27 protein-coding genes are annotated in these 25,445 nt (G+C 65.5%); 11 read left to right on the top strand and 16 right to left on the bottom strand.

Going from position 1 to position 25,445, the window contains the following annotated elements:
• From hisD to ACCC94_RS01225, 9 genes are all read right to left on the bottom strand, one after another.
• A complete protein-coding gene (gene hisD, locus ACCC94_RS01265; RefSeq protein WP_413347678.1) occupies nt 1-1,323 on the bottom strand; it encodes a histidinol dehydrogenase in 1,323 nt (440 codons plus the stop codon).
• Nucleotides 1,324-1,497: 174 nt separating this feature from the next.
• Nucleotides 1,498-2,133, bottom strand: a complete 636-nt coding sequence (hisG, locus tag ACCC94_RS01260) for an ATP phosphoribosyltransferase (RefSeq protein ID WP_045209594.1) — start codon at nt 2,131-2,133, stop codon at nt 1,498-1,500.
• A 14-nt stretch (nt 2,134-2,147) separates the two neighbouring features.
• A complete protein-coding gene (murA, locus tag ACCC94_RS01255; protein WP_413347677.1) occupies nt 2,148-3,416 on the bottom strand; it encodes a UDP-N-acetylglucosamine 1-carboxyvinyltransferase in 1,269 nt (422 codons plus the stop codon).
• A 19-nt stretch (nt 3,417-3,435) separates the two neighbouring features.
• Nucleotides 3,436-3,675, bottom strand: coding sequence for a BolA family protein (locus tag ACCC94_RS01250; protein ID WP_301533175.1), 240 nt, complete (start codon nt 3,673-3,675; stop codon nt 3,436-3,438).
• A gap of 109 nt (nt 3,676-3,784) precedes the next feature.
• Nucleotides 3,785-4,093, bottom strand: coding sequence for a lipid asymmetry maintenance protein MlaB (locus ACCC94_RS01245; RefSeq protein ID WP_413347676.1), 309 nt, complete (start codon nt 4,091-4,093; stop codon nt 3,785-3,787).
• The gene (locus ACCC94_RS01240; RefSeq protein ID WP_413347675.1) at nt 4,090-4,737 is read right to left on the bottom strand and encodes an ABC transporter substrate-binding protein; all 648 of its coding nucleotides are present in this window, start codon (nt 4,735-4,737) and stop codon (nt 4,090-4,092) included. Before ACCC94_RS01240 ends, ACCC94_RS01245 begins: the two co-directional genes overlap by 4 nt.
• 11 nt (nt 4,738-4,748) lie before the next feature.
• The gene (gene mlaD, locus ACCC94_RS01235) at nt 4,749-5,222 is read right to left on the bottom strand and encodes an outer membrane lipid asymmetry maintenance protein MlaD (RefSeq protein ID WP_017518142.1); all 474 of its coding nucleotides are present in this window, start codon (nt 5,220-5,222) and stop codon (nt 4,749-4,751) included.
• Nucleotides 5,222-6,019, bottom strand: coding sequence for a lipid asymmetry maintenance ABC transporter permease subunit MlaE (mlaE, locus tag ACCC94_RS01230; RefSeq protein WP_017518143.1), 798 nt, complete (start codon nt 6,017-6,019; stop codon nt 5,222-5,224). The genes mlaD and mlaE overlap by 1 nt, the downstream gene beginning before the upstream one ends.
• Nucleotides 6,019-6,828 (bottom strand): ATP-binding cassette domain-containing protein, encoded by an 810-nt coding sequence (locus tag ACCC94_RS01225; protein ID WP_017518144.1) that lies wholly within the window; start codon nt 6,826-6,828, stop codon nt 6,019-6,021. The genes mlaE and ACCC94_RS01225 overlap by 1 nt, the downstream gene beginning before the upstream one ends.
• Before the next feature lie 238 nt (nt 6,829-7,066).
• Between ACCC94_RS01225 and ACCC94_RS01220 the strand changes: the two genes are divergently transcribed.
• From ACCC94_RS01220 to ACCC94_RS01175, 10 genes are all read left to right on the top strand, one after another.
• Entirely contained in the window at nt 7,067-8,041 is a 975-nt protein-coding gene (locus tag ACCC94_RS01220) for a KpsF/GutQ family sugar-phosphate isomerase (protein ID WP_413347674.1), read from the top strand.
• A complete protein-coding gene (locus ACCC94_RS01215; protein ID WP_413347673.1) occupies nt 8,042-8,566 on the top strand; it encodes a KdsC family phosphatase in 525 nt (174 codons plus the stop codon). It begins immediately after the preceding gene.
• An 8-nt stretch (nt 8,567-8,574) separates the two neighbouring features.
• Entirely contained in the window at nt 8,575-9,147 is a 573-nt protein-coding gene (gene lptC, locus ACCC94_RS01210) for an LPS export ABC transporter periplasmic protein LptC (protein WP_413347672.1), read from the top strand.
• Nucleotides 9,134-9,670 carry a lipopolysaccharide transport periplasmic protein LptA gene (gene lptA, locus ACCC94_RS01205; protein WP_017518148.1) on the top strand — a complete coding sequence of 179 codons (537 nt, stop codon included), beginning with the start codon at nt 9,134-9,136 and terminating at the stop codon, nt 9,668-9,670. The genes lptC and lptA overlap by 14 nt, the downstream gene beginning before the upstream one ends.
• Nucleotides 9,670-10,395, top strand: coding sequence for an LPS export ABC transporter ATP-binding protein (gene lptB, locus ACCC94_RS01200; protein ID WP_236174410.1), 726 nt, complete (start codon nt 9,670-9,672; stop codon nt 10,393-10,395). Before lptA ends, lptB begins: the two co-directional genes overlap by 1 nt.
• Before the next feature lie 244 nt (nt 10,396-10,639).
• The gene (locus tag ACCC94_RS01195) at nt 10,640-12,142 is read left to right on the top strand and encodes an RNA polymerase factor sigma-54 (RefSeq protein ID WP_413347671.1); all 1,503 of its coding nucleotides are present in this window, start codon (nt 10,640-10,642) and stop codon (nt 12,140-12,142) included.
• A 78-nt stretch (nt 12,143-12,220) separates the two neighbouring features.
• Complete coding sequence (hpf, locus tag ACCC94_RS01190) at nt 12,221-12,529, top strand: ribosome hibernation-promoting factor, HPF/YfiA family (RefSeq protein WP_017518151.1); 309 nt, start codon at nt 12,221-12,223, stop codon at nt 12,527-12,529.
• A gap of 9 nt (nt 12,530-12,538) precedes the next feature.
• Nucleotides 12,539-13,006 (top strand): PTS IIA-like nitrogen regulatory protein PtsN, encoded by a 468-nt coding sequence (ptsN, locus tag ACCC94_RS01185; RefSeq protein WP_413347670.1) that lies wholly within the window; start codon nt 12,539-12,541, stop codon nt 13,004-13,006.
• Between the two features lies 1 nt (nt 13,007).
• Entirely contained in the window at nt 13,008-13,865 is an 858-nt protein-coding gene (gene rapZ, locus ACCC94_RS01180) for an RNase adapter RapZ (protein WP_413347669.1), read from the top strand.
• 34 nt (nt 13,866-13,899) lie between these two features.
• Nucleotides 13,900-14,172: an HPr family phosphocarrier protein gene (locus ACCC94_RS01175; RefSeq protein WP_413347668.1), complete on the top strand. Its 273-nt coding sequence runs from the start codon at nt 13,900-13,902 to the stop codon at nt 14,170-14,172.
• 207 nt (nt 14,173-14,379) lie between these two features.
• On the opposite strand, the gene pmbA is transcribed toward ACCC94_RS01175, so the two are convergent.
• Nucleotides 14,380-15,729 (bottom strand): metalloprotease PmbA, encoded by a 1,350-nt coding sequence (pmbA, locus tag ACCC94_RS01170; RefSeq protein ID WP_413347667.1) that lies wholly within the window; start codon nt 15,727-15,729, stop codon nt 14,380-14,382.
• Between the two features lie 116 nt (nt 15,730-15,845).
• Between pmbA and yjgA the strand changes: the two genes are divergently transcribed.
• The gene (gene yjgA / locus ACCC94_RS01165) at nt 15,846-16,370 is read left to right on the top strand and encodes a ribosome biogenesis factor YjgA (protein WP_024766553.1); all 525 of its coding nucleotides are present in this window, start codon (nt 15,846-15,848) and stop codon (nt 16,368-16,370) included.
• Between the two features lie 40 nt (nt 16,371-16,410).
• Here the strand turns inward: yjgA and tldD are convergent, their stop codons facing one another.
• The 6 genes from tldD to mreD form a co-directional block, all read right to left on the bottom strand.
• A complete protein-coding gene (gene tldD / locus ACCC94_RS01160; protein ID WP_413347666.1) occupies nt 16,411-17,853 on the bottom strand; it encodes a metalloprotease TldD in 1,443 nt (480 codons plus the stop codon).
• 2 nt (nt 17,854-17,855) lie between these two features.
• Nucleotides 17,856-18,704: a carbon-nitrogen hydrolase family protein gene (locus ACCC94_RS01155; RefSeq protein ID WP_413347665.1), complete on the bottom strand. Its 849-nt coding sequence runs from the start codon at nt 18,702-18,704 to the stop codon at nt 17,856-17,858.
• Between the two features lie 54 nt (nt 18,705-18,758).
• On the bottom strand, nt 18,759-22,577 hold the full coding sequence (locus ACCC94_RS01150) for a YhdP family protein (RefSeq protein ID WP_413347664.1): 3,819 nt from the start codon (nt 22,575-22,577) through the stop codon (nt 18,759-18,761).
• A gap of 158 nt (nt 22,578-22,735) precedes the next feature.
• Nucleotides 22,736-24,193 carry a ribonuclease G gene (gene rng, locus ACCC94_RS01145; protein WP_088421210.1) on the bottom strand — a complete coding sequence of 486 codons (1,458 nt, stop codon included), beginning with the start codon at nt 24,191-24,193 and terminating at the stop codon, nt 22,736-22,738.
• A 47-nt stretch (nt 24,194-24,240) separates the two neighbouring features.
• Complete coding sequence (locus ACCC94_RS01140) at nt 24,241-24,825, bottom strand: Maf family protein (protein WP_413347663.1); 585 nt, start codon at nt 24,823-24,825, stop codon at nt 24,241-24,243.
• A 60-nt stretch (nt 24,826-24,885) separates the two neighbouring features.
• Nucleotides 24,886-25,374, bottom strand: coding sequence for a rod shape-determining protein MreD (mreD, locus tag ACCC94_RS01135; protein WP_024766558.1), 489 nt, complete (start codon nt 25,372-25,374; stop codon nt 24,886-24,888).
• Between the last annotated feature and the right edge of the window lie 71 nt (nt 25,375-25,445).

Raw genomic sequence — 25,445 nt, 5'->3', positions numbered from 1 at the left:
TTATTCACTCTTGTCGTCAAGGATGCGGAACTCGGCACTGCGCGCGTGGGCGGTCAGCGACTCGCCACGGGCCAGGATCGAGGCGGTCTTGCCCAGCTCGGAAGCGCCCGGCGCGGAGCAGAAGATGATCGAGGAACGCTTCTGGAAGTCATACACGCCCAGCGGCGAGGAGAAGCGCGCGGTGCCGGAGGTCGGCAGCACGTGGTTCGGGCCGGCGCAGTAGTCGCCCAGCGCCTCGGCGGTGTAACGGCCCATGAAGATGGCGCCGGCGTGGCGGATCTTCGGCAGCCAGCTTTCCGGGTCGGCGACGGACAACTCCAGGTGTTCCGGGGCGATGCGGTTGGCGACCTCGCAGGCGCGCTCCTGGTCGGCGACCTGAATCAGCGCGCCACGATTCGCCAGCGAGGTGCGGATGATCTCCGCGCGCTCCATGGTCGGCAACAGCTTCTCGATGCTCGCGGCGACCTTGTCCAGGAATTCGGCGTCCGGGCTGACCAGGATGGCCTGGGCATCTTCGTCGTGCTCGGCCTGGGAGAACAGGTCCATGGCGATCCAGTCCGGATCGGTGCCGCCGTCGCAGACCACGAGGATTTCGGACGGACCGGCGATCATGTCGATGCCGACCTGGCCGAATACGTGGCGCTTGGCGGTGGCGACGTAGATGTTGCCCGGGCCGACGATCTTGTCCACCTGCGGCACGCTCTCGGTACCGTAGGCCAGCGCCGCCACGGCCTGGGCGCCGCCGATGGTGAAGACGCGGTCAACGCCGGCGATGCACGCGGCGGCCAGGACGATCTCGTTGATTTCGCCACGCGGGGTCGGAACGACCATCACCACTTCGGCAACACCGGCGACCTTGGCCGGAATGGCGTTCATCAGCACCGAAGACGGGTAGGACGCCTTGCCGCCGGGCACGTACAGGCCGGCGCGGTCCAGCGGGGTCACCTGCTGGCCGAGGACTGTGCCGTCGGCTTCGGTGTAGCGCCAGGAGTCCTGCTTCTGCTTCTCGTGGTAGCTGCGCACGCGCTCGGCGGCCGTTTCCAGCGCCTCGCGCTGAGCCGGGGTGATGCGGGTCAGGGCCAGCTCCAGGCGCTCGCGCGGCAGGATCAGGTCGGCCATGGACCTGGCATCGACACCGTCGAAGCGCTGGGTGAATTCCACCACGGCGGCATCGCCGCGCTTGCGCACGTCGGCAATGATGTCCAGGACGCGCTGGTTCACCGACTCGTCGGACACGCTTTCCCAGGAGAGCAGATGGTCCAGATGACGCGCGAAGTCCGGATCGGCGGCGTTGAGTCGACGGAGTGCGAAGGGTGCGGTCATAGCTGGCCTCTTTAATTGGCATGATCTCGGGCGCCGCAAGACTATCAAGCCTTCCGTGCGGGCACCCGAGAAAATTTGGCTATGACACGGATAGGGCCGAAAAGCTGCTCCATGCGTTTTCGGCATTCCCGCCATCCATGGCGGTCACGGCTGCGGCCGGGGCCGCAGTGAGTATCAGTGGCGGTGTCGAGCTTCGACGGCTTCGCGCAAGGTGTCGATCAGGGCCTGGATGCGCGCGTGCTGCATCTTCATCGAGGCCTTGTTCACCACCAGGCGCGAGCTGATGTGCGCGATCAGTTCCTGGGGTTCCAGGCCGTTCGCACGCAGGGTATTGCCGGTATCGACCACGTCGATGATCTTGTCGGCCAGGCCGACCAGCGGTGCCAGCTCCATGGAGCCGTACAGCTTGATCACGTCGACCTGACGGCCCTGTTCGGCGTAGTAGCGCTTGGCGACATTGACGAACTTGGTGGCCACGCGCAGGCGCCCCTTGGGCTCCGGCGCGCCGACCGCGCCGGCGGTCATCAGCTTGCAGTTGGCGATCTTCAGGTCCAGCGGCTCGTAGAGGCCCTGGCCACCATACTCCATGAGCACGTCCTTGCCCGCGACGCCGAGGTCGGCGGCGCCGTGTTCGACATAGGTCGGCACGTCGGTGGCGCGCACGATCAGCAGGCGCACGTCATCGAGGGTGGTGGGGATGATCAGCTTGCGGCTCTTGTCCGGATTCTCGGTCGGCACGATGCCCGCCGCTGCGAGCAGCGGCAGGGTGTCGTCAAGGATGCGGCCCTTGGACAGGGCAATCGTCAGCATTGTCTGGCTCAGCCCTAGCCCGGCACGCGGCGAATCTTCGCCCCGAGCAGTTGCAGTTTCTCTTCGATGCACTCGTAGCCACGGTCGATGTGGTAGATGCGGTCGATCAGGGTGTCGCCTTCGGCCACCAGGGCGGCGATCACCAGGCTGGCGGAAGCGCGCAGGTCGGTCGCCATGACCGGAGCGCCCTTGAGCTGCGGAACGCCGGTGACGATGGCGGTGTTGCCTTCGACGAGGATCTGCGCGCCCATGCGGTTCATCTCATAGACGTGCATGAAGCGGTTCTCGAACACGGTCTCGATGACCGCGCCGGTACCTTCGGCGATGGCGTTCAGGGAGATGAACTGCGCCTGCATGTCGGTCGGGAATGCCGGGTACGGCGCGGTGCGGATGTTTACCGCCTTCGGCCGGTTGCCCTTCATGTCCAGCTCGATCCAGTTGCTGCCGGTGGTGATGTGCGCGCCGGCTTCGACCAGCTTGGCCAGTACGGCCTCGAGGATGGTCGGATCGGTATCCTTGAGCTTGACGCGGCCACCGGTGGCCGCAGCAGCGGCCAGGTAGGTGCCGGTCTCGATGCGGTCGGGCATGACGCTGTACTTGGCGCCGCCACCCAGATTCTTCACGCCGTTGATCACGATGGTGTCGGTGCCGGCGCCCTGCACATCACCGCCCATGGCGTTGATGAAGTTGGCCAGGTCGACGACCTCGGGCTCGCGCGCGGCGTTTTCCAGCACGGAGCGGCCATTGGCCAGCGCGGCGGCCATCATGATGTTCTCGGTACCGGTCACGCTGACGGTATCGAAGAAGAAGTGCGCGCCCTGCAGGCCGCCGGCCGGGGCCTTGGCCTTGATGTAGCCGCCTTCGACGCTGATCTGCGCGCCCATGGCTTCGAGGCCGCGGATGTGCAGGTCCACCGGACGCGAGCCGATGGCGCAGCCGCCGGGCAGAGCGACTTCGGCTTCACCGAAGCGGGCGACCATCGGGCCGAGCACCAGGATCGACGCACGCATGGTCTTCACCAGCTCGTACGGCGCCACCAGCGTCTTGATGGTGCTGGCGTCGACTTCGACATTGAGCTTCTCGTCGATGATCGGCTGCACGCCCATGCGGCCGAACAGCTCGATCATGGTGGTGATGTCGTGCAGGTGCGGCAGGTTGCAGACGGTCACCGGGGTGTCCGCCAGCAGGGTCGCGGCGAGGATCGGCAGCGCCGAGTTCTTCGCGCCGGAGATGCGGATCTCGCCATCGAGACGAGTGCCGCCGGTAATGATCAGTTTATCCATTGCTATTTTCCCCGTGGGCTCAGGAACGCTCGGCCCAGGCGGCGCGGCTGAAGAATTTCATGGTGACGGCATGGATGGCCCCGGAGGCGATCCAATCGTTCAGGTGGGCATAGATCTGTTGCTGGCGCTTGACCGGGCTCAGGCCGGCGAGCTCGTCGCTGATCAGGTTCAGCTGGAAATTGCAGCCTTCGCCTTCCACTTCGATCTGGGTACCTGGGAGTTTCGATTCCAGGAAGTTTTTGACTTCTACGGCCTGCATGCTCAACCTCGTTCGGCGCCCTACGCGCGCGGGTCGGCCATGATACAAAAAAGCCCCCCGCCTGCGAACCCCGGCGGGGAAGTCGCGGACGGAGGGCCTTTTCACTGTTTCAATGCTGTAACGGCAGAATCTCCAGGAGCTCGCCCACCTTGGCGATTTCCTGCATGTCCTTGGGCATGCCGGAGATCTGCAGCGTCTTGCCGGCCTTGCGCGCATCACGGGTGTAGGACAGCAGCAGCGACAATCCGACGCTGCTGGAATGCACCACCGCCGAGCAGTCCAGACGCAGCGCGCTGGCCTTGCTGGCGGCGATCAGCCGGGCGCCCTGCTCGCGCAAGGCCGGGCCGGTGCTGTAGTCCAGCACGCCGGCGAGGGCCAGTTCGCCCTCGGCGCGCTCCGTGATACTGCCCTGGGTCATTCTGCGCCGCCTTCCGGCTGGCCCTTGGCAGCATCCTTGGCCTTGGCGACCACCTGGCCCCAACCGGCAATGGTGGCTTCCAGGTCATTGCGGTTCTTCTGCATGGAGTCGGCGAACTGGTCGCGGAACAGCTTGCCGATGTTGATACCGTTGATGATCACGTTACGCAGGCGCCAGCTGCCGCCCTGGTTGACCATGGTGTACTGCACCGGATAGACGGCGCCGTTGCTGCCCACCACTTCCATGTTCACCGAAGCGCGATCCTGCTCCTGCTTGCCGGTGTTCAGCACGCGGATGTCCTGGTTGTCGTACTCCAGCAGCGCATTGCCGTAGAACTGGAACAGGCTGTTCTTGAAGGTTTCCTCGAAGCGCTTGATCTGCTCCGGCGAAGCCTGGCGCGAATACTTGACGGTCATCACGCCCTTGGCGATGCCCTCGGAGTCCACCACCGGGCCCAGGATGCGGTTCAGGGTGTCGTAGAACGCCTGGGGATTGGCCTTGTAGCTGGCCTTGTTGGTTTTCAGGTCCGTCAGCAGGCTGTCGACGGTCTGCTGCACGACCTGCTGTGCGGTCTGCTCGGCCTGGGCAAACAGCGGCAGGATCGCAAGCAGGACCAGGAAGCCACGGCGCAAGGTTTTCAACATGGAGTGAGTCCTCATTTCTTCGAGTCGTCTTTGTTGACCGAATTCAGCAGGAACTTGCCGATCAGGTCTTCCAGCACGAGTGCCGACTGGGTGTCCTTGATGGTATCGCCATCCTTGAGCAGCTCTTCATCGCCACCGACGCTGATGCCGATGTACTTCTCGCCCAGCAGGCCGGCGGTCAGGATGGAGGCGGTGGAGTCGTCCGGCAGGTTGTTGACCCCGCGGTTGATCTCCATGGTCACACGACCACGATAGCTGTCGTGGTCCAGGTCCACCGCGGTGACCTTGCCGATGGTGACGCCCGCCATGGTGACCTTGCCACGCACGGTGACGCCGGCGATGTTGTCGAAATAGGCGTACAGCTTGTAGGTATCGCCCGAATTGCCGATGGTCAGTCCGCTGACACGCAGGGCCAGCAGCAGCAGGGCCAGCAGGCCGGCCAGAATGAACAGGCCTACACCGATTTCCAGGGTGCGGGTTTGCATCAGAAGTCTCCAAACATCAAGGCGGTCAGGATGAAGTCCAGCCCCAGCACGGCCAGGGAGGCATACACAACGGTACGGGTGGTGGCGCGGCTGATGCCTTCGGAGGTGGGCTCGCAGTCATACCCCTGGAACACGGCGATCCAGGTTACGACGAAGGCGAACACCACGCTCTTGATCACGCCATTGAGAATGTCCTTGGTGAACTGCACGCTGTTCTGCATGTTCGACCAGTACGAACCGTCATACACGCCCAACCAGTCCACGGCGACCAGGGCTCCGCCCCAGATACCGACGACACTGAAGATAGCCGCCAGCAGCGGCATCGAGATGAAGCCGGCCCACAGGCGCGGGGCGATGATGTACTTGAGCGGGTCGACGCCGATCATCTCCAGGCTGGACAGCTGCTCGGTGGATTTCATGTTGCCGATCTCGGCCGTCAGCGCGGAACCCGCGCGCCCGGCGAACAGCAGACCGGTCACCACCGGCCCCAGTTCACGCAACAACGTCAGCGCGACCATCTGGCCCACTGCCTGTTCTGACCCGTAGCTTGCCAGGATGTTGTAGCCCTGCAGGGCCAGCACCATGCCAATGAACAGACCGGAAACCACAATGATCGCCAGGGACAGCACGCCCACCGAATACAATTGCTTGACCAGCAGCTGGAAGGCGCCGCTGTGAACCCGACGGCCGAAGATCGCATGGACCAGGAACAGCGTCGAACGGCCCAGCGACTCGAGGACATCGAGGCCGGCGCGCCCGAGCAGGCGAACGCGCTCGAGCGGTGAAGTCTTGCGCATCAACGTTCTCCCAGCAGGTCGGCGCGGTAATCGCGGGCAGGATAGTGGAACGGCACCGGACCATCGGGGATGCCCTTCATGAACTGGCGGACCCGCGGATCGTCGAGACCCTGCAGGTCGGCCGGCGTCCCGTGGCCAAGCACGCGACCGTCGCCGACGATATAGATGTAGTCGGCGATGCTCGCGGTCTCCGCCAGGTCGTGGGACACCACGATGCTGGTGATGCCAAGGGCATCGTTGAGCAGGCGGATCAGCCGCACCAATACGCCCATGGCGATCGGGTCCTGGCCCACGAAGGGCTCGTCGTACATCAGGATCTGCGGGTCCAGTGCGATGGCGCGGGCCAGCGCCACGCGGCGCTTCATGCCGCCGGACAACTCGTCCGGCATCAGCTCCACCGCCCCGCGCAGGCCCACGGCCTGCAGTTTCATCAGGACGATGTCGCGAATCATCTCCTCGGGCAGCTCGGTGTGCACCCGCAGCGGGAAGGCCACGTTCTCGAAGACATCGAGGTCGGTGAACAGCGCGCCGCTCTGGAACAGCACGCCGAACTGCTTGCGCATGTCGAACAGGTCGCTGCGGCCCAGCGACGGAAGATTCTGGCCGTTGACCCACACTTCTCCGCTCGCCGGACGCAGCTGGGCGGCGATCAGCCGCAACAGGGTGGTCTTGCCACACCCCGACGGTCCCATGATCCCGGTGACCTTGCCGCGTGGAATGCGGATGTCCACGTTATCGAAAATCTTACGCGTGCCACGCTTGAAGCTCAGGCCCTTCAGCTCGACCGCGTATTGGTCATTGGTGCTCATAGAACTCCTTTCATCACGGCGCTGTCCGTTGCCCCGTCTGTCACACGGCAGAAACACGGCGCGGCAGGCCGAACGGCCGCGAACTATAACACCGCGCGAAGCCGCGCCCCAAGGGCTGCTAAGCCGCCGTTAAGGGACAGTTCAGCAAAATGCACCCAACATTGAAATGCCAGTGATGAAGCCTTTGTCGCTTTCCCGTTATAATCTCGCACTTCATTTTGCCCCGCGCCTTTCGAACATGAGCCAGAAACACGATTTCATCCAGTCGGCACAACGCACCATCCGCCTCGAACGTGACTCGGTCGACGCGCTGCTGCCGCGCATTGGCGCCGATTTCTCCCTGGCCTGCGAGCTGCTGCTGAACTGCGCCGGCCGCGTCGTCGTGGTCGGCATGGGCAAATCCGGGCACATCGCCCGCAAGATAGCCGCCACCCTGGCCAGCACCGGCACGCCGTCCTTCTTCGTGCACCCGGCCGAAGCGAGCCATGGCGACATGGGCATGATCACCCGGGACGACGTCGTCCTGGCGCTGTCCAACTCCGGCTCCACCGCCGAGATCATCACCCTGCTGCCGCTGATTAAGCGCCTGGGCATCACCCTGATCAGCATGACCGGCAACCCCGAATCGCCGCTGGCCAAGGCCGCCGCGGTCAACCTGGACGCCAGCGTCGAGCACGAGGCCTGTTCACTGAACCTGGCGCCGACCTCGTCCACCACGGTTTCCCTGGTGATCGGCGACGCGCTCGCCATCGCCCTGCTCGAAGCCCGCGGCTTCACGGCCGAAGACTTCGCGTTCTCGCACCCGGGCGGCGCGCTGGGCCGTCGATTGTTGCTGAAAGTGGAAAACATCATGCACGTGGGTGAAGCATTGCCGCAGGTTTCCCCCGGCACTTCGCTCAGCGGCGCCCTGCTGGAAATGACCCGCAAGGGCCTGGGCATGACCATCGTGCTCGGCGAAGACGGCCGCCTGGCCGGGGTCTTCACCGACGGCGACCTGCGCCGGACCCTGGACAAGGGCCTGGACGTGCGCCAGGTGACCATCGACCAGGTGATGACCGTGCACGGCAAGACCGCGCGCCCGGACATGCTCGCCGCCGAAGCCCTGAAGATCATGGACGACCACAAGATCAACGTCCTGGTGGTGGTCGACGACAAGGACCACCCGGTCGGCGTGCTGCACGTCCACGACCTGACCCGCGCGGGAGTCATCTGAATGACGGCCGACCTGCTGCAACGCGCAAGAGCGGTCCGCCTGGCGGTCTTCGACGTCGACGGCGTGCTGACCGACGGCAAGCTCTACTTCCTGCCCGACGGCGGCGAGTTCAAGACCTTCAACACGCTGGACGGCCACGGCATCAAGATGCTGATGAATTCCGGCGTGCGCACCGCGATCATCACCGGCCGCACGAGCCCGGTGGTCGAGCGCCGGGCGAAGAACCTGGGCATCAACCACCTGTTCCAGGGCCGCGAAGACAAGCTGGTCGCCCTCGACGAGTTGCTCGCCGAACTGGGTCTAGGCTATGAAGAAGTCGCGTACCTGGGTGACGACCTGCCCGACCTGCCGGCCATCCGCCGCGCCGGCCTCGGCATGGCGGTGGCCAGCGGTGATGCCTTCGTGCGCCAGCATGCCGACGGTGTGACCCAGGCCCGTGGCGGCGAAGGCGCCGCCCGCGAGTTCTGCGAACTGATCCTGCGCGCCCAGGGCAACCTCGAAGCTGCCCAGAACGCGTACCTCTAGAGCCGATGATGCCCAAGACATTCCAACAAAAGCTGTTGTTCGCCCTGATCGCCATCGGGCTGATCGCGCTGGGCTATTACTGGAACGTGCGCCTGGACTTCAACGAGCGACAGCTCAAGTCGCAGACCAGCGACGCCATCGATTTCTACGTGGTGAACGCCAAGAGCGTTCAGTACCGCGTCGACGGATCCCTCGCCTACGAGATGACCGCCGACAAACTCGAACACCTGAAAGCAACCGACGTGACCCTGGTCACCACGCCCGATCTCTTCTTCCACCGGGAGAACGAGCCGCAGCCGTGGCATGTCCAGAGCGCTCACGCCGAAGTGGCCCCCGAAGGCAAGCAGGTCGAGCTGATCGACGACGTGCGCGTTGCGCGCACCGACGCGCAGCAGCGCACGCTCCTGCTCAACACCTCGCGCATGACGGTGTTCCCAGACAAGGACTATGCGCAGACTGACCAGCCCGTGAAGATCACCGAACCCAACGGTGTGACCACGGCAGTTGGCATGAAAGCGTATCTGAAAGACAGCCGGATGCTCCTGCTGTCCAACGTAAGAGGTCAGCATGAGGCTCGTTAACACCCTCCCCCTTCTTTTCAGCCTCGCCGCCGCCATCGGCAGCTCTGCCGCCTGGGCACTTCCCACCGACCGGGAACAGCCGATCCGCGTCCAGGCCGACAGCGCCGAACTGGATGACAAGCAGGGCGTGGCCGTGTATCGCGGCGATGTGGTGGTGACCCAGGGCAGCATGAAGCTGACTGGCAACACCGTCACGCTCAAGCAGAACAAGGACGGCGAGATCGAGGTGGTCACCTCGGTCGGCAAACCCGCCTACTTCGAGCAGAAGCCGGCGCCGGACAAGCAGATCACCCAGGCCTACGGCCTGACGATCCAGTACTTCGTCTCGCAGAACCGCGTCGTGTTGATCGACCAGGCCAAGGTGATCCAGGAAGGCAACACCTTCGAAGGCGAGAAGATCGTCTACGACACCCAGCGCCAGATCGTCAACGCAGGCCGCGCCACCGGTTCCCAGGTGACCACGCCGCGCCCGCGTATCGACATGGTCATCCAGCCCAAGAAAAAGCAGGATCAAGCGCAGTAATGGCTACGCTAACCGCCCAGCACCTCGCCAAGAGCTACAAGAGCCGGCAAGTCGTCCGCGATGTCAGCATGAGCATCGAGAGCGGGCAGATCGTCGGCCTGCTCGGCCCCAACGGAGCGGGCAAGACCACCTGCTTCTACATGATCGTCGGCCTGGTCCGTGCCGATCAGGGCGTCGTGCGCATCGACGAGCAGGACGTCACCCACCTGCCCATGCACGGCCGCGCCCGCGCCGGCATCGGCTACCTGCCGCAGGAAGCCTCGATCTTCCGCAAGCTGTCGGTGGCGGACAACATCGGGGCGATCCTGGAAACCCGCGCCGATCTCGATCGCGCCGGCCGCCAGGAAGCCCTGGAAGGCCTGCTCGAGGAATTCCATATCCACCACATCCGGGACAACCTCGGCATGAGCCTGTCCGGCGGTGAGCGCCGCCGCGTGGAAATCGCCCGCGCCCTGGCCAGTTCGCCGAAGTTCATCCTGCTGGACGAACCCTTCGCCGGCGTGGACCCGATCTCGGTGGGCGACATCAAGCAGATCATCCACCACCTCAAGGCCAAGGGCATCGGCGTGCTGATCACCGACCACAATGTCCGCGAGACCCTGGACATCTGCGAAACGGCGTACATCGTCAACGACGGCCAACTGATCGCCGAAGGCAGCGCCGAAAGCATCCTCGCCAACGACCTGGTGAAGGAAGTCTACTTGGGCCACGAGTTCCGCCTGTAAGGCCCCACGCCGCGCCCTGCCTGGGCGCGGCCGCTCCATCTCTCCCCCCAATCGCGGGCCGCGCCGCGAAGCATCCGGCTGCCTGTTCCACCCTGGCGCAACCGGGTTGTAACGAAAGGTCGACAGCCCCTAGGCAAAGCGTCCAAACTCAGGCATATAATTTGCTTCCTCGCGGCGCCCCGGCGTCCGTAGTCGTGGATATGGCGCGTCTTTGCGCCAGCGAACAAGGTGCCTAGTTCCAGCCATGAAACCATCGCTAGTCCTCAAGATGGGCCAGCAGCTGACGATGACTCCGCAGCTGCAACAGGCCATCCGACTGCTCCAGCTCTCCACGCTGGACCTCCAACAGGAAATCCAGGAAGCCCTGGAGTCCAACCCGATGCTGGAGCGCCAGGAAGAAGGCGAGGACTTCGACAACAGCGACCCCATGGCGGACGGCGCCGAGTCCGGCGCCAACGGCACTACCAGCAGTTCCCAGGACAACTTCCAGGAAAGCACCACGCCCAATGCCGACAGCCTCGACGAGGACCAGTGGGCCGAGCGCATCCCCAACGAACTGCCGGTCGACACCGCCTGGGAAGATATCTACCAGACCAGCGCCAGCAGCCTGCCCAGCAACGATGACGACGAGTGGGATTTCACCGCTCGCACCTCCGCCGGCGAAAGCCTGCAGAGCCACCTGCTGTGGCAGCTCAACCTGGCGCCGATGTCCGATACCGACCGCCTGATCGCCCTGAGCATCATCGACGGCATCAACGACGACGGCTACCTCGAGGAATCCCTGGACGACATCCTCGCCTCCGTCGACCCGGAACTGGGCGTGGAGATGGATGAGGTGGAAGTCGTGCTGCGCCGCGTGCAGCAGCTCGAACCCGCCGGTGTCGGCGCGCGCAACCTGCGTGAATGCCTGCTGCTGCAGCTGCGCCAGATGCCCACCAAGACCTACCTGCTCGCCGAAGCCATCCGCCTGGTCAGCGACCACCTGGACCTGCTCGGCAGCCGCGACTACAGCCAACTGATGCGGCGCATGAAGCTCAAGGAAGACGAGCTGCGCGAGACCATCGAACTGATCCAGTCGCTGCACCCGCGCCCGGGCTCGCAGATCGAATCCGGCGAAGCCGAATATGTGGTCCCGGATGTCATCGTCCGGAAACACAACGACCGCTGGCTGGTGGAGCTGAATCAGGAAGCGGTGCCCCGCCTGCGCGTGAACTCGCAGTACGCGGGCCTGGTGCGCCGCGCCGACTCCAGCGCCGACAACACCTTCATGCGCAACCAGCTGCAGGAAGCACGCTGGTTCATCAAGAGCCTGCAGAGCCGCAACGAGACGCTGATGAAGGTGGCGACCCAGATCGTCGAACACCAGCGCGGCTTCCTCGAATACGGCGAAGAGGCGATGAAGCCGCTGGTGCTGCACGACATCGCCGAGGCGGTGGGCATGCACGAATCGACCATCTCGCGCGTCACCACGCAGAAATTCATGCACACCCCGCGTGGCATCTTCGAGCTGAAGTACTTCTTCTCCAGCCACGTCAGCACCTCCGAGGGCGGCGAGTGCTCCTCCACTGCCATCCGCGCCATCATCAAGAAACTGGTCGCGGCGGAAAGTCCGAAAAAGCCATTGAGTGACAGCAAGATCGCTGGTTTACTGGAGGCACAGGGCATTCAAGTGGCACGTCGCACCGTCGCCAAGTACCGGGAGTCCCTGGGAATCTCTCCCTCGAGCGAGCGCAAGCGACTGGTTTGACGTTGATCCACGCCAAGGTGTTCCGGCGGCAGGCCCCATAACCTGCCACTTACACACGGGCAACAAGGAGAAAGCGGTATGCAAGTCAACATCAGTGGACATCAACTGGATGTGACCGACGCCCTGCGCGACTATGTCGGCGAGAAGCTTGGCCGACTGGAGCGCCACTTCGACAAGATCACCAATGTTCAGGTCATCATGGAGGTCGAGAAGCTGAAGCAGAAAATTGAAGCCACCCTCCACATCGCCGGGGGCGAAGTGGTGGCCTGCGCGGAACATGAAGACATGTACGCGGCCATCGACCTGCTCACCGACAAGCTCGACCGCCAACTGATCAAGCACAAGGAAAAATACCTCGAACGCCAGCAAGGTGTTGGTGTTCGTTAACCCCTCTCTATGATCCGACTTGAGCAAATCCTGACCCCCGGCCGTTCCCTCGTGAACGTGCCGGGCGGCAGCAAGAAACGTGTCCTCGAACAAATCGCCAGCCTGGTGGCGCGCGAGCTGCCGGGTTTCGATTCCCAAGACATCTTCGACAGCCTGGTAGCCCGGGAACGCCTGGGCTCCACCGGCTTCGGCAATGGCATCGCCATTCCGCACTGCCGCCTCACCGGTTGCCAGTCGCCGATCAGCGCCATCCTGCACCTTGACCACCCGGTAGACTTCGACGCCCTCGACGGCGCGCCGGTCGACCTGGTATTCGTGCTGCTGGTGCCGGAAGCGGCCACCGAGGAACACCTGGAACTGCTGCGGCAGATCGCCTCCATGCTCGACCGCTCCGACGTCCGCGACCGCCTGCGTCACGCCGCCAACGGCGAGGACCTGTACCGGATCGTCGTGGATTTCCAGAACAACGGGCACTGACATGCGCCTGATCATCATCAGTGGGAGATCCGGCTCGGGCAAGAGCACCGCGCTCAATGTGCTCGAGGACAACGGCTTCTACTGCATCGACAACCTGCCGGCCAGCCTCCTCCCGGACTTGGCCCAGCGCGCGCTGTTGCACACCGAATTGTTGCATCCGCAGGTCGCCGTCTCGATCGACGCGCGCAACCTGCCCAGCCAGCTGCAACGCTTCCCCGAATTGTTGCAGGAAGCCCGCGACCGGCACATCCAGTGCGACGTGCTGTACCTCGATGCCGATGACGAAACGCTGCTCAAGCGCTTTTCCGAGACGCGTCGGCGCCACCCGCTGACTACCGACACCCGCTCCCTGGCCGAGGCCATCAGCGACGAGTCGAACCTGCTGGCGCCGATTGCCGACCTCGCCGATCTCAAGCTCAACACGACCAACCTGAACCTCTACCAGCTGCGCGACGTGCTCAAGCTGCGCCTGCTGAACAAGCCCGAACTGGGCACCGCCTTCCTGGTCGAATCCTTCGGCTTCAAGCGCGGCATGCCGGTGGACGCCGACCTGGTGTTCGACGTGCGCTGCCTGCCCAACCCCTACTGGAAGCCCGAGCTGCGCGAGCACACGGGGCTGGAAGTGGAAGTCCAGGAATACCTGGCCGCGCAACCGGATGTCGAAGAGATGTACCAGGACATCCTCGCCTACCTGAACAAATGGCTGCCGCGCTTCGCCGCGAGCAACCGGGCCTACGTGACCATCGCCATCGGCTGCACCGGTGGCCAGCATCGTTCGACCTACATTGCCGAGCGCATCGGTCAGGCCCTCAAGGAAACCCTCACCAACGTACAGATTCGCCACCGCGACCTGAGCTAAGCAGCGACAGACAACAAAAGGACAGCCCCTCGCGATGCCCGCCCTCGAAGTCACCATCATCAACAAGCTTGGCCTGCACGCCCGTGCCGCGGCCAAATTCGTCGGCGTCGCAGGGCGTTTCCCCTGCCAGGTTCGCGTGGGTCGCAATCCGGAAAGCACCGTGGACGGCAAGAGCATCATGGCCGTGATGATGCTGGCGGCAGGCAAAGGCACCAATCTGCACCTCTGCGCCGAAGGCGAGCAGGAAGACGAAGCGCTCCAGGCGCTGGTCGACCTGATCAACAACTACTTCGACGAAGGCGAGTGACGCGCCGGGTCTTCAGCCCGGCGACGCATCCACCCCCCTCAGATAGCAATCATCGATCAGCCCGTGCGCGGCGGCGTCGCTGCGAGTCGCAAACGATCCCGCGCACCTCCCGATGGAGCATGGTGCTTGCCGCAACGCCCCGCAACGCCCCGCAGCGCACCGCGAGGATCACTGGACGCCGCGGCGTGCGAGGCCGCGGCAGGTAGATCAGTTGCCAGCGACCATCATCTTCTCGATCAGCACGGAACCTGTGTGCAGGTTGCCGCGGTATTCCACGTCGTTGCCGATGGCGACGATGTTGCGGAACAGGTCGCGCAGGTTGGCGGCAATGGTGACTTCCTGCACGGGGAACTGGACTTCGCCGTTCTCCACCCAATAGCCGCCAGCGCCACGGGAATAGTCACCGGTTACCAGGTTGACGCCCTGGCCCATCAGCTCGGTGACCAGCAGGCCACGGCCCATGCGGCGGATCAGGGCTGCCTGGTCTTCATCGCCATGGCTGACGAACAGGTTGTGCACGCCGCCTGAGTTGGCCGTGCTGGGCATGCCCAGCTTGCGCCCGGAGTAGGTGCCGAGCACATAGGAAACCAGCTCGCCACCCTCGACGAAGGGCTTGGCGTAGGTCGCCAGGCCATCGTTGTCGAACGACGCACTGCCCAGCGCGCCGCGCAGCAGCGGGCGCTCGTCCAGGGTCAGCCATTCCGGGAACAGTTGCTGGCCCAGCGCGCCTTCGAGGAAGGACGACTTGCGGTACAGGCTGCCGCCGGAGATCGCACCGAGGAAGTGGCCGAACAGGCCGACCGCGACTTCCGGCGCGAACAGCACCGGTACCTCGGCTGTAGGCACCGGGCGTGCCCCCAGGCGGCTGGCGGCACGCTCGGCAGCGCGGCGGCCGATGGATTCGGGAGTAGCCAGCAGTTCACCGCGACGGTTCACGTCGTACCAGTAGTCGCGCTGCATCTGCCCTTCGAGCTCGGCGATCATCACGCAGCTCAGGCTGTGGCGGGTGCTGGCGTAACCGCCGACGAAGCCGTGGCTGTTGCCATAGACGCGACAACCCTGGTGGGTATTCAACGTGGTGCCGTCGGCCTTGGTGACCCGCTTGTCGGTAGCGAACGCAGCGGCCTCGCAGGCCAGCGCGCGTTCGATGGCCTGGTCGGGAGTGATCGACCAGCCGTGATACAGGTCCAGGTCCGGCAGGTCGCGGGCCATCAGCGCCGGGTCCGCCAGGCCGGCGCAATCGTCTTCGGAAGCGTGCTTGGCAATCGCCAACGCCGCCGCAACGGTCTCGCGGATGGCGTCCGCGCCGGTCGCCGAGGTGCTCGCCGAGCCCTTGCGCTGGCCGACGTAGAGGGTGATGCCGAAGCCCTGGTCGCGGTTGAACTCGACGGTCTCGACTTCGCCCTGGCGCACCGAGGTCGACAGCCCCTGCTCCACCGACACCGCCACCTCGCAGGCGCTGGCGCCCTGCCGGGTAGCCTCGGCGATGATCCGCTCGACCTGCTCGCGCAGTTCGGGAAGGACCTCCGGGCTCACTGCCGGGTTGTGTTCGCTCATTGCATGCCTCTCCTGTTCATGGTCCGGCCCCGCCATCAGGCGGCGGCGACCGGCGCGGGCCGGACAAGCGGCCCCTGACTCGTTATCATGGCGGCGTTTTCAACGAGACCCCCGCCATGGCTGAAATTCACGATGACGACTCGTCCTTCGATGAGAAGAGCAAGTCGCAAGTAAAACGCGAAATGCACGCGCTGCAGGAACTCGGCGAGCGCCTGACCACGCTCAAGGCCGACATGCTCGACCGCATGCCGCTCACCGATCCGCTGCGCCGCGCGCTGGAAGAAGCACCCAAGCACAAGGCCAACGCCGCCAAGAAACGCCATCGGCAGTTCATCGGCAAGCTGATGCGCGACCAGGACGTCGAGGCCATCCTCGCCCTGCTGGAGCAGGTAGACACCTCCACCCGCCAGTACAACGAACGCTTCCACGCCCTGGAGCGCTGGCGCGACCACCTGATCACCGGCGGTGACGCGGCGCTGTCGGCGTTCTTCGGCGAATACCCGGAAAGCGATCGCCAGCACCTGCTCCAGCTGATCCGTCACGCCCAGCACGAGGCCGCTCACAACAAGCCTCCGGCCGCGGCGCGGAAGATCTTCAAGTACATCCGCGAGCTGGACGAGCTGAAACGCGGCCTGCGCTGAGCGGCCGCGTTCTGCCCTTCCAGCCTCACCGGCAACGCCCTCAGGCGCCCGTGCCGCCGACGGTGATGGCGTCGATCTTCAGGGTCGGCTGACCGACACCGACCGGCACGGACTGGCCGTCCTTGCCGCAGGTACCCACGCCGCTGTCCAGCGCCAGGTCGTTGCCGACCATGGATACCCGGCTCATCACTTCCGGACCGTTGCCGATCAGGGTCGCGCCCTTCACCGGCCGGGTGATCCTGCCGTTCTCGATCAGGTAGGCCTCGCTGGTGGCGAAGACGAACTTGCCGCTGGTGATATCCACCTGGCCGCCGCCAAGATTCGCGCAGTAGATACCGCGCTCGACGCTGGCGATGATTTCCTGTGGATCGCTCTGCCCGGCCAGCATGTAGGTGTTGGTCATGCGCGGCATCGGCAAGTGCGCGTAGGACTCGCGACGGCCATTGCCGGTGCGCGCCACGCCCATCAGGCGGGCGTTGAGCTTGTCCTGCATGTAGCCCTTGAGGATGCCGTTTTCGATCAGCACGTTGCAGTTCGTCGGCGTGCCTTCATCGTCCACCGACAGCGAACCGCGGCGGCCGGCGATGGTGCCGTCGTCGACTATGGTGCACAGGCTGGAAGCGACCTTCTCGCCGATGCGACCGCTGTAGTTCGAGCTGCCCTTGCGGTTGAAGTCGCCCTCCAGGCCATGACCCACGGCTTCATGCAGCAGCACGCCGGACCAGCCGGCACCCATCACCACCGGCAGGCTGCCGGCCGGCGCGGGCACCGCTTCGAGGTTGACCAGGGCCTGGCGCAGCGCCTCGCGGGCGTAGCTCATGGCGCGGTCTTCCTGCAGGAAGTACTTGTAATCGGTACGACCGCCACCGCCGTGACCGCCACGCTCGCGGCGGCCGTTCTGCTCGACGATGACGCTGACGTTGAAGCGCACCAGCGGGCGGATGTCCGCAGCCAGCGAGCCGTCCGCCGCGGCGATCAGCACCTGGTCCCAGACGCCGGCGAGGCTGACGGTCACCTGCTGGATACGCGGATCGAGGGCGCGAGTGGCGGCGTCGATCTTCTGCAGCAGCTCCACCTTCTCGGCACGGCTCATCACGTCCAGCGGATTTTCGCCGGCGTACAGGCGGGTCGGCACCACAGCCTGGAAGGCTTGCACCTTGCCGTTCTGCCCGGCGCGGGAAATCGAACGAGCGGCGCGGGCGGCCTGGACCAGTGCCTCATGGTTGATCGCGTTGCTGTAGGCGAAGCCGGTCTTCTCGCCGGACTGCGCGCGCACGCCGACGCCCTGGTCCATGTGGAAGCTGCCTTCCTTGACGATGCCGTCCTCCAGCATCCAGGACTCGGAGACCTGGCTCTGGAAGTACAGGTCGGCGGCGTCGATGCCGGGGCCGCTCAGCTCGTGCAGGATCGGCGACAGCTGGTCGATATCCAGACCACCGGGGGCCAGCAGGTGCTGACTGACGGATGACAACAGTTCGCTCATATTCACTCCGTACGCGCCGGTCGTGGTTCGACCGGCGGGAAAAATCTTCGGTGCCGGGCAATCGGCATGCGCTGCCGGACCGCCGCCTGTTCCTCGCTGTCGCGCTCGGCCAGCAGCACGGCTTCGCCCTTGGCCTGTTCGGCGAGGATACGCCCCCAGGGGTCGACGATGGCCGACTGGCCCCAGGTTTCCCGTCCCTTGGGGTGGGTACCGCCCTGTCCGGCCGCCAGCAGGTAGCACTGGGTCTCGATGGCGCGGGCGCGGACGAGGATTTCCCAGTGCGCCGCGCCGGTGACTGCGGTGAAGGCCGCAGGGGCACTGATCAGTTCCGCGCCCGCTTCGCGCAGCGCGGTGAAAAGCTCGGGGAAGCGCAGGTCGTAGCAGACCGTCAGCCCCAGCCGCCCGACCGGCGTGTCCGCCACCACCACACGCTGGCCGAAGGCGTAGTCGTCCGACTCGCGATAACGGCCACGGGCGTCGGCGACGTCCACGTCGAACAGGTGCAGCTTGTCGTAGCGCGCCGCCACTTCGCCGCGCTCGTCCACCAGCAGGGAGCAGGCGTTGGCCTTGGCTTGCGGCTGGCCTTCGGGCGGCAGCGGCAGGGTGCCGGCAACTATCCACAACCTGAGGTCGCGGGCAGTGCTTTTCAACCAGGGCAGGATCGGGCCTTCCCCCAGGGCTTCGGCGCGGCCGATCTCCGCGAGGTCGCGGCGGCCCATGGCGGCGAAGTTCTCCGGCAGCACGGCGAGGCGCGCACCACCCTCGACGGCCTGTTCGAGCAGGCGACGGGCGGCGGCGAGATTGGCCAGGACATCGTCCTGGCTGACCATCTGGATGACGGCAATGGACATGGCTAGCTCCGCTAATGCCTGGGTTTCATGCTAACCGATGCCCGGCCAGTCTGCTCAACGGGGTTTTTCGAAGGGTTTCTCGAAAGCGATGGTGGGGCTCTGCCACGGGCCCTTGACGCTGTACTGCACGCTGGCGAAGCGCGCCACCCTGTCGCCCAGCAGCTTGTCCACCACGAACAGCGCGCCGCCAATGGCCGGCGCGCCGACGATCAGCGCCGCCAGCGGCAGGTTGTTGGTTACCGGCAGGGTCACCAGCAGCTTGGCGTCGATCTGGTCGTGGGCCAGGTCCAGGGTGCCGTTGAGCTCCAGGTTGCTCGAAGGGCCGTCCAGGCGCAGCGGCTCGCGGGTGAAATAGACCCCGTCGGTGGCGGTGAGCACGCCTTTCACGCGATCGTAGCTCAGGCCCTTGCCGAGCAGGTCGGAGAAGTCCAGGCGCAGGCGGCGGTTGATGGCGTTGAAGTTGAGCAGGCCGAACACACGCAGGGCGTTGGCGCCGCCCTCCACTTCGACGAACTGGCCCTTGCGCAGGCTGGCGTCGAGGGTGCCGCCGAAGCGCCGCAGGTTCAGCGCCGCCGGGGAGCCGGGCCAGTTGCCGTTGATGTCCACCCTGAAACGCTCGCTGGTCACGCTGGGCGCGAAATCCCAGGCCTTGAGCACGTCGCCCAGGTTCCTGCCTTCGAGCTGGCCCTGGAAGGTACTGCGCGCACTGGCTTGCATGCCGTCCCAGCGCAGGTTGCCTTTCACCGAGAGGCCGCGCAGATCCAGGTTCACGTCATTGAAGCCGACACCCGTGGGCGTCGGGCGCAGGTTGAAGCTCCAGGCACCGACCGGCTTGCCGGCCTTGAGCACCTGGCGAATGGAAACGTCCATCGGTGGCAGTGTGCGCGGGTCGATCTTCGCCAGCGGGTCCGGCTGCTCAACCGCCTTCTCGGAATCGATGGCCTCGCCCTTGGGCAGGTCGATGCGGTCCAGGGCGATCTGGATCGGCTTCACCTTGCTGTCAGGCAGAGTGACCTTGCCGGAGACCAGCGAGCTGACCACGCCGACCTGCCAGCTGCTGTCGATGCGCGCCAGGTCCAGGGTAAGGTTCTCCAGGGTCTGGCCGAAGCCCTTGAAGCGTCCGATCTGCAGGTCGGCCCCGCGCAGCAGGCCGGCCGCGCCTTCAACCCCGGTATTGGAATACTTCTTCGCGACTGCCATCCAGGCGTCGGCGTCGACTTCGTCGATCCTGCCGCGCACCTGCACGCCATTCCAGTTAGGCAGCACCGCCGGATCGCCGCCGAGACGCAGCACTCCGCGGCCAGCAAGTGGCTGATCCGCCGGCGCGGCGTAGGCCAGGCTGGCGCGGTCGCCATAGGTCGCCCAGTAACGTCGTTCGGCGCCGTCCAGGGTCATGCGCCACTCGCTTTCGCGGGTTTCCTGCGCCGCCTTGCCCAGCGGCGCCGGCAGGTCGATGGTGACGCCCTGCAGGTTGGAAGCCACCTGCAACTGACTGTCCTTGCCGTCGAGCAGCAGGTTGAGCTGGAACGGCACGCGGCCGTCCACCGGCAGTTGCTTCTGCACCTTGGCCCAGTCGAGCAGGGACTTGATCGGTACCTGGCCGCCGACCAGCACCCGCGTACGAGGTACGCCGTTGCGGCCTTCGGCGCGAATGCTGCCGGTCACACGCGTGCCGAGCACCTGAGCGGCGACGTTCTGCCCGCTCAGGCCGCTGTCGGTGTCGTAGCGGAACTTGCCTTTGACCTGTTCGAGGTTCAGCTCGGGCTTGGCGATCTTCAGCTGTGCCTTGTCGGTGTCGAAGTCGACTATCACCCGCGCCTTGCTCGCCTCGCCCTTGGCCAGGGGAATGTCGAGGTTGAGATGGCCGTTCAGGTCGCCCGAGCCTTCCCAACCGGCGAAGGTGTGGGTCGCGCCGATGGGCGAGTCCTGGAGGATCTTCAGGCCATCGACGAGGTTGCTGTCGATATCGCCATTGACGTGCAGGTGGGCGACTTCGCCCGGATTGGAGTGGGGAATCTCCACCGACACGTCGCGCACCTGGCTGTTGAGTATCTGCCCGCTGGTGGCATTGATGCTGACCCCGGTGTCCTCGACGCGCACCTCGCCCTCGGCCTTGCTCAGGCCCGGCCAGCCGGGCTGGTAGTCGAGCACGCCGTCGTGGACCTTGAAGTACAGGGTCATGGCGTGGGCCTCGGGCGCCGCGTGCTTCTGCAGCGAGCCCTGCCAGAGGAAGTAGCCCTGCTCGATACGGCCGCTCTTGATCGAGCCCTTGAGCCAGGCAGCCAGGTCCTTGCTCATCTGCGGGATGACGGTGGGCAGGTACTTTCCGGTGAAGCGCGCATCGCCATTGCTCATGCCGACGCGCAGATCCATGTAGTCCTCGAGCTCCGGGTCGCGCATCAGGCGGATGAGCATGTCGCCGGCAAGGGTGCCCTCCTCCCCCTCCACCTTCATCAGGTGGCTGCCGAGGGTGAAGGCTTCGTCGTTGAGCTGGAAGAACAGCCGGGCATGGGCACTGCGGTAGCGCCAGGGCTCGGGGAACAGGGTCGCGAGATGCAGCATGAAGTCCTGGGCGTTCGCGTCGAGCGTGCCGCCGCCGAGGTTGCCGCTGAAGGTGCCGTCGACGTTGGCCACCGCGGGCACGTCGTGGAACGCGCTGACGCCGACCTTTTCCAGGTTGGCGGCGTACGCCACGCGCTCGGCGCCTTCGCGCTGCGGCCAGTAGTCGAAGTTGACGTTATGCAGCACGCCATGGGGCTTCAAACCGTCGAGCCATTCGATGGCCTTGTCCGGCAGCGGCGCCAGGGCGGTGATGGTCGGCCCCAGTGGCGTCAGGTCGAGGCGGTCGGCGCGCAACTGCCAGTGCTCCTCGTCCTTCAGGCGGCGGGACAGCTGCATTTCCACTTCACCCCAGCGGGTTTCGCCGAGGTTCGCCGCCAGATCGGCGACACGCAGGTCGAGGTCATCACCCTTCTTCTGGAAGAACAGCGTGACGCCCAAGTCGCTCAGGCTGACCGGCTTGCGGTCACCCAGCGCGGCTTCGATCTTCGGTGCGTTCAGGCGCGCCACGGCAGCTACCGGCACGCCCTGGTCGAGGGTTGCCCAGAGTTCGCCGCCAGCCTTGGCCTGCGACAGCTTCCAGGCCCCGGTGAGGCGTTCGGGCAGCCATTTGGCCCAGTCCGCCTGGGGCAGGCTGAGGTAGAGCTGGGCCGAGCTCTTCGCCCAGTCGTCGCGGTTCAGGCGAGTTTCCAGACGCGCCGCCACCGGCTCGCCGCCGGGCAGGCTGAGGCGAGCCTCCAGGCGCTGGCGGCTGCCGCTGCGCAGGGTCATGCCCACGTAGGACAGCGACAGCGGATTGGCCTGCTGCGGCAGCACGGTCAGCTGGCTATCCATCAGCGACAGCCGGCGCGGGGTCAGCAGCAGGTCGATGAGCTTGCGCGGATCGGTGTCGCCGCCGCGGCTGGGCAGGCCGTCGGCGTGCCACTTGCCGTCCTCGTCCTCGCGCAGAGTCAGGTGCAGCCCTTCCAGCTCCAGGCTGTCGATGCGCGGCTGGCGTGCCATCACGCTGCCGAGGATGTCCGGGGTGAGGCGAACGCGCTCCAGGCGCAGCGAGTCGTTGCCTTCGCCCAGCTGGATGTCACGCACCACGATGATCGGGCTGAAAGCATGCCAGTGCCCCTCCAGCGCGCCGATGGCCACCGGCAGACCCAGCTGCTCGCTGGCCTTCTGCGCCAGCTCGTCGCGGTACTCCGCCACCAGCGGCACCAGTTGCCGGCCGAGGCTGACATACAGCGCGAGCAGCACCAGGCCCAGCGCCAGAAGGCCCAGGACGATGCGCAAGGAAGTGGCGAACAGGCGGCCGGCGCTTCCCATGTCAGTCGGCTACCTGTGCAGCGAAGCGAAGGATCATCGAGCGGCCTCCCGGCCATGCAAGGTCGAACCAAGTCTGACAGTGTGCGTCAGGCAAAGCTCCGAAAAACCCCATTGCACAGCGGCCTCCTGCCGGAATTCCACGTTGTGCGACCCGCGACTCAAAGCAGGACCACGTCGTACTGCTCCTGGGAATACATGGCCTCGACCTGGAACTTGATGGGGCGGCCGATGAACAGCTCCAGGTCGGCGACGTTGCCCGATTCCTCGTCGAGCAGGCGATCCACGACCTTCTGGTTGGCCAGCACCAGGTAGGAATCGGCCTGGTAGGCGCGCGCCTCGCGGAGGATCTCGCGGAATATCTCGTAGCAGATGGTCTCGGGCGTCTTCAGCATGCCGCGCCCCTGGCAGCTCGGGCAGGGCTCGCAGAGCACCTGCACCAGGCTTTCGCGGGTGCGCTTGCGGGTCATCTGCACCAGGCCAAGCTCGGTGATGCCGATGATGTTGGTCTTGGCATGGTCACGTTCGAGCTGCTTCTCCAGGGTGCGCAGGACCTGGCGGCGGTGCTCCTCGTCTTCCATGTCGATGAAGTCGATGATGATGATCCCGCCCAGGTTGCGCAGGCGCAGCTGGCGGGCGATGGCGGTGGCCGCCTCGAGGTTGGTCTTGAAGATGGTCTCTTCGAGGTTGCGGTGACCGACGAAGGCCCCGGTGTTCACGTCGATGGTGGTCATCGCCTCGGTCGGGTCGATGATCAGGTAGCCGCCGGACTTGAGCAGCACCTTGCGCTCCAGCGCCTTCTGCACCTCGTCCTCGACGCCGTAGAGGTCGAAGATCGGCCGCTCGCCCGGGTAGTGCTCCAGCCGGTCGGCGATTTCCGGCATCAGTTCTTCGACGAACTGCGTGATCTTCTGGAAGTTCTCCCGGGAGTCGACGCGGATCTTCTCGATGCGCGGGTTCACCAGGTCGCGCAGGGTGCGCAGGGCCAGGGAAAGGTCCTCGTAGATCATCGTCGGCGCGCCGACGGTCTGGATCTGTGCGTCGATCTGATCCCACAAGCGGCGCAGGTAGCGGATATCGGCGAGGATCTCGTCCTCGCCGGCACCCTCGGCGGCGGTACGCAGGATGAATCCTCCGCGCTCGACGATGCCTTCTGCCTCGACGCATTTGGCGACCACCTGCTTGAGGCGCTCGCGCTCGTGTTCGTCCTCGATCTTCAGGGAAATGCCGACATGGCTGGTGCGCGGCATGTAGACCAGGTAGCGCGAGGGAATCGACAGGTGCGTGGTGAGGCGCGCGCCCTTGGTGCCGATGGGGTCCTTGGTGACCTGCACCACCAGGCTCTGCCCTTCGTGGACCAGCGCACCGATGCTCTCCACGGCGCTGCCCTCGCGGGTGGAAATCTCCGCGGCGTGGATGAACGCTGCACGCTCAAGGCCGACATCGACGAAGGCCGCCTGCATGCCGGGAAGCACGCGAACGACCTTGCCCTTGTAGATATTGCCGACTATCCCGCGGCGCAGCGTGCGCTCGACGTGGACCTCCTGCAGGACGCCGTTCTCCACCACCGCCACGCGCGATTCCATCGGCGTGATATTGATCAGGATCTCTTCGCTCATGCGCCCTTCCTTATCGCGCCCGGAGTCTTGCCAGCGCTACTTTCCGATCAAGACTGCCAGCTGGGGATGGAGAAGTCAGCCAGCAATGCCGAGGTTTCGCAAAGAGGCAGGCCGACCACGGCGCTGTAGCTGCCCTCGACGCGGCTGACAAAGACCGCCGCGAGCCCCTGGATAGCATAGCCACCGGCCTTGTCCTGCGGTTCGCCGGTTTCCCAGTAGCGCTCGGCTTCCTCGACGGATACCTCGCGGAAGGTCACGCGACTGCTGACCACGCGCGCCTCGCAACGCTCCCGGTCGGCCACCGCCACGGCGGTCAGCACCTCGTGCTCGCGGCCCGACAGCGCCTGCAGCATCGCCAGGGCGTCGTCGCGATCCACTGGTTTGCCGAGGATGCGCCCATCCAGCACCACGGCGGTATCGGCACCGAGCACGCAGACATCGGCGCGCTGGGCGAGGAAGTTCAGCCCGGCCTGCGCCTTGCTGCGCGCCAGCCGCTCGACGTAGGCGTACGCCGACTCGCCCGTTTCCGGGGTTTCATCGATGGACGCGGGCACTATGTGGAAAGGCAGGCCGATCTGGGTGAGCAGTTCGCGGCGGCGCGGCGAGCTGGAGGCGAGGTACAGCTGGGCCATCAGAGACTCCGAAGCGTGCCCGCGCCAGGCGCGCGAGGCGTTTCCCCAACAAGGGGGCAATCAGTTGATGTTCAGGCGCAGCCGCAGGGCCCGCAGCAGTGTATAGACCCAGGGCCAGAGCAGCGCGCTGACCAGGGCAGGCAGGAGGAACACCAGGGTCGGCGGGCGGTTGCCGGTCAGGGCGCTGATCCACAGCTGGACCAGTTGGGCGAGACCGAAGACCACCAGCAACACCAGGCATTGCTGCCAGATGGGGAACATGCGCAGGCGCTGGTGCAGCGATAGCACCAGGCAGATGATCAGGCTGAGGATCAGGGCGTTCTGCCCCAGCAGGCTGCCGTAGAGCACATCTTCGGCGACGCCCAGCACCCAGGCGGTCAGCATGCCGACCTTGTGCGGCAGATAGAGCACCCAATAGGTGAGGAACATCGCCAGCCACAGCGGCCGGCCGATCTCCATGAAGCTGGGCATGGGCGCCACCGACAGCAGCAGCGCCAGGAGCAGGGTGAGCCAGATGGCCCAGCCGTTGTTCGAGCCCTGGCCCGCCATCAGTGACGGGCCCTGGCATCGGGATGCGATGCCGGCGCACCCGCGGGCGCGGCAGGGGCCGCGCCATTGGT

This window comes from Pseudomonas sp. Pseusp97, assembly GCF_047304025.1.
In the GTDB taxonomy this organism is placed as follows: Bacteria; Pseudomonadota; Gammaproteobacteria; order Pseudomonadales; family Pseudomonadaceae; genus Pseudomonas.
The sequence above is the reverse complement of the archived record's forward strand: the minus strand, read 5'-3'. Positions and strand labels throughout refer to the sequence as shown.

Coding starts and splice junctions, on each gene's coding strand:
- hisD (WP_413347678.1), bottom strand. CDS start 1,323: ATGACCGCACCCTTCGCACTCCGTCGACTCAACGCCGCCGATCCGGAC.
- hisG (WP_045209594.1), bottom strand. CDS start 2,133: ATGCTGACGATTGCCCTGTCCAAGGGCCGCATCCTTGACGACACCCTG.
- murA (WP_413347677.1), bottom strand. CDS start 3,416: ATGGATAAACTGATCATTACCGGCGGCACTCGTCTCGATGGCGAGATC.
- ACCC94_RS01250 (WP_301533175.1), bottom strand. CDS start 3,675: ATGCAGGCCGTAGAAGTCAAAAACTTCCTGGAATCGAAACTCCCAGGT.
- ACCC94_RS01245 (WP_413347676.1), bottom strand. CDS start 4,093: ATGACCCAGGGCAGTATCACGGAGCGCGCCGAGGGCGAACTGGCCCTC.
- ACCC94_RS01240 (WP_413347675.1), bottom strand. CDS start 4,737: ATGTTGAAAACCTTGCGCCGTGGCTTCCTGGTCCTGCTTGCGATCCTG.
- mlaD (WP_017518142.1), bottom strand. CDS start 5,222: ATGCAAACCCGCACCCTGGAAATCGGTGTAGGCCTGTTCATTCTGGCC.
- mlaE (WP_017518143.1), bottom strand. CDS start 6,019: ATGCGCAAGACTTCACCGCTCGAGCGCGTTCGCCTGCTCGGGCGCGCC.
- ACCC94_RS01225 (WP_017518144.1), bottom strand. CDS start 6,828: ATGAGCACCAATGACCAATACGCGGTCGAGCTGAAGGGCCTGAGCTTC.
- ACCC94_RS01220 (WP_413347674.1), top strand. CDS start 7,067: ATGAGCCAGAAACACGATTTCATCCAGTCGGCACAACGCACCATCCGC.
- ACCC94_RS01215 (WP_413347673.1), top strand. CDS start 8,042: ATGACGGCCGACCTGCTGCAACGCGCAAGAGCGGTCCGCCTGGCGGTC.
- lptC (WP_413347672.1), top strand. CDS start 8,575: ATGCCCAAGACATTCCAACAAAAGCTGTTGTTCGCCCTGATCGCCATC.
- lptA (WP_017518148.1), top strand. CDS start 9,134: ATGAGGCTCGTTAACACCCTCCCCCTTCTTTTCAGCCTCGCCGCCGCC.
- lptB (WP_236174410.1), top strand. CDS start 9,670: ATGGCTACGCTAACCGCCCAGCACCTCGCCAAGAGCTACAAGAGCCGG.
- ACCC94_RS01195 (WP_413347671.1), top strand. CDS start 10,640: ATGAAACCATCGCTAGTCCTCAAGATGGGCCAGCAGCTGACGATGACT.
- hpf (WP_017518151.1), top strand. CDS start 12,221: ATGCAAGTCAACATCAGTGGACATCAACTGGATGTGACCGACGCCCTG.
- ptsN (WP_413347670.1), top strand. CDS start 12,539: ATGATCCGACTTGAGCAAATCCTGACCCCCGGCCGTTCCCTCGTGAAC.
- rapZ (WP_413347669.1), top strand. CDS start 13,008: ATGCGCCTGATCATCATCAGTGGGAGATCCGGCTCGGGCAAGAGCACC.
- ACCC94_RS01175 (WP_413347668.1), top strand. CDS start 13,900: ATGCCCGCCCTCGAAGTCACCATCATCAACAAGCTTGGCCTGCACGCC.
- pmbA (WP_413347667.1), bottom strand. CDS start 15,729: ATGAGCGAACACAACCCGGCAGTGAGCCCGGAGGTCCTTCCCGAACTG.
- yjgA (WP_024766553.1), top strand. CDS start 15,846: ATGGCTGAAATTCACGATGACGACTCGTCCTTCGATGAGAAGAGCAAG.
- tldD (WP_413347666.1), bottom strand. CDS start 17,853: ATGAGCGAACTGTTGTCATCCGTCAGTCAGCACCTGCTGGCCCCCGGT.
- ACCC94_RS01155 (WP_413347665.1), bottom strand. CDS start 18,704: ATGTCCATTGCCGTCATCCAGATGGTCAGCCAGGACGATGTCCTGGCC.
- ACCC94_RS01150 (WP_413347664.1), bottom strand. CDS start 22,577: ATGGGAAGCGCCGGCCGCCTGTTCGCCACTTCCTTGCGCATCGTCCTG.
- rng (WP_088421210.1), bottom strand. CDS start 24,193: ATGAGCGAAGAGATCCTGATCAATATCACGCCGATGGAATCGCGCGTG.
- ACCC94_RS01140 (WP_413347663.1), bottom strand. CDS start 24,825: ATGGCCCAGCTGTACCTCGCCTCCAGCTCGCCGCGCCGCCGCGAACTG.
- mreD (WP_024766558.1), bottom strand. CDS start 25,374: ATGGCGGGCCAGGGCTCGAACAACGGCTGGGCCATCTGGCTCACCCTG.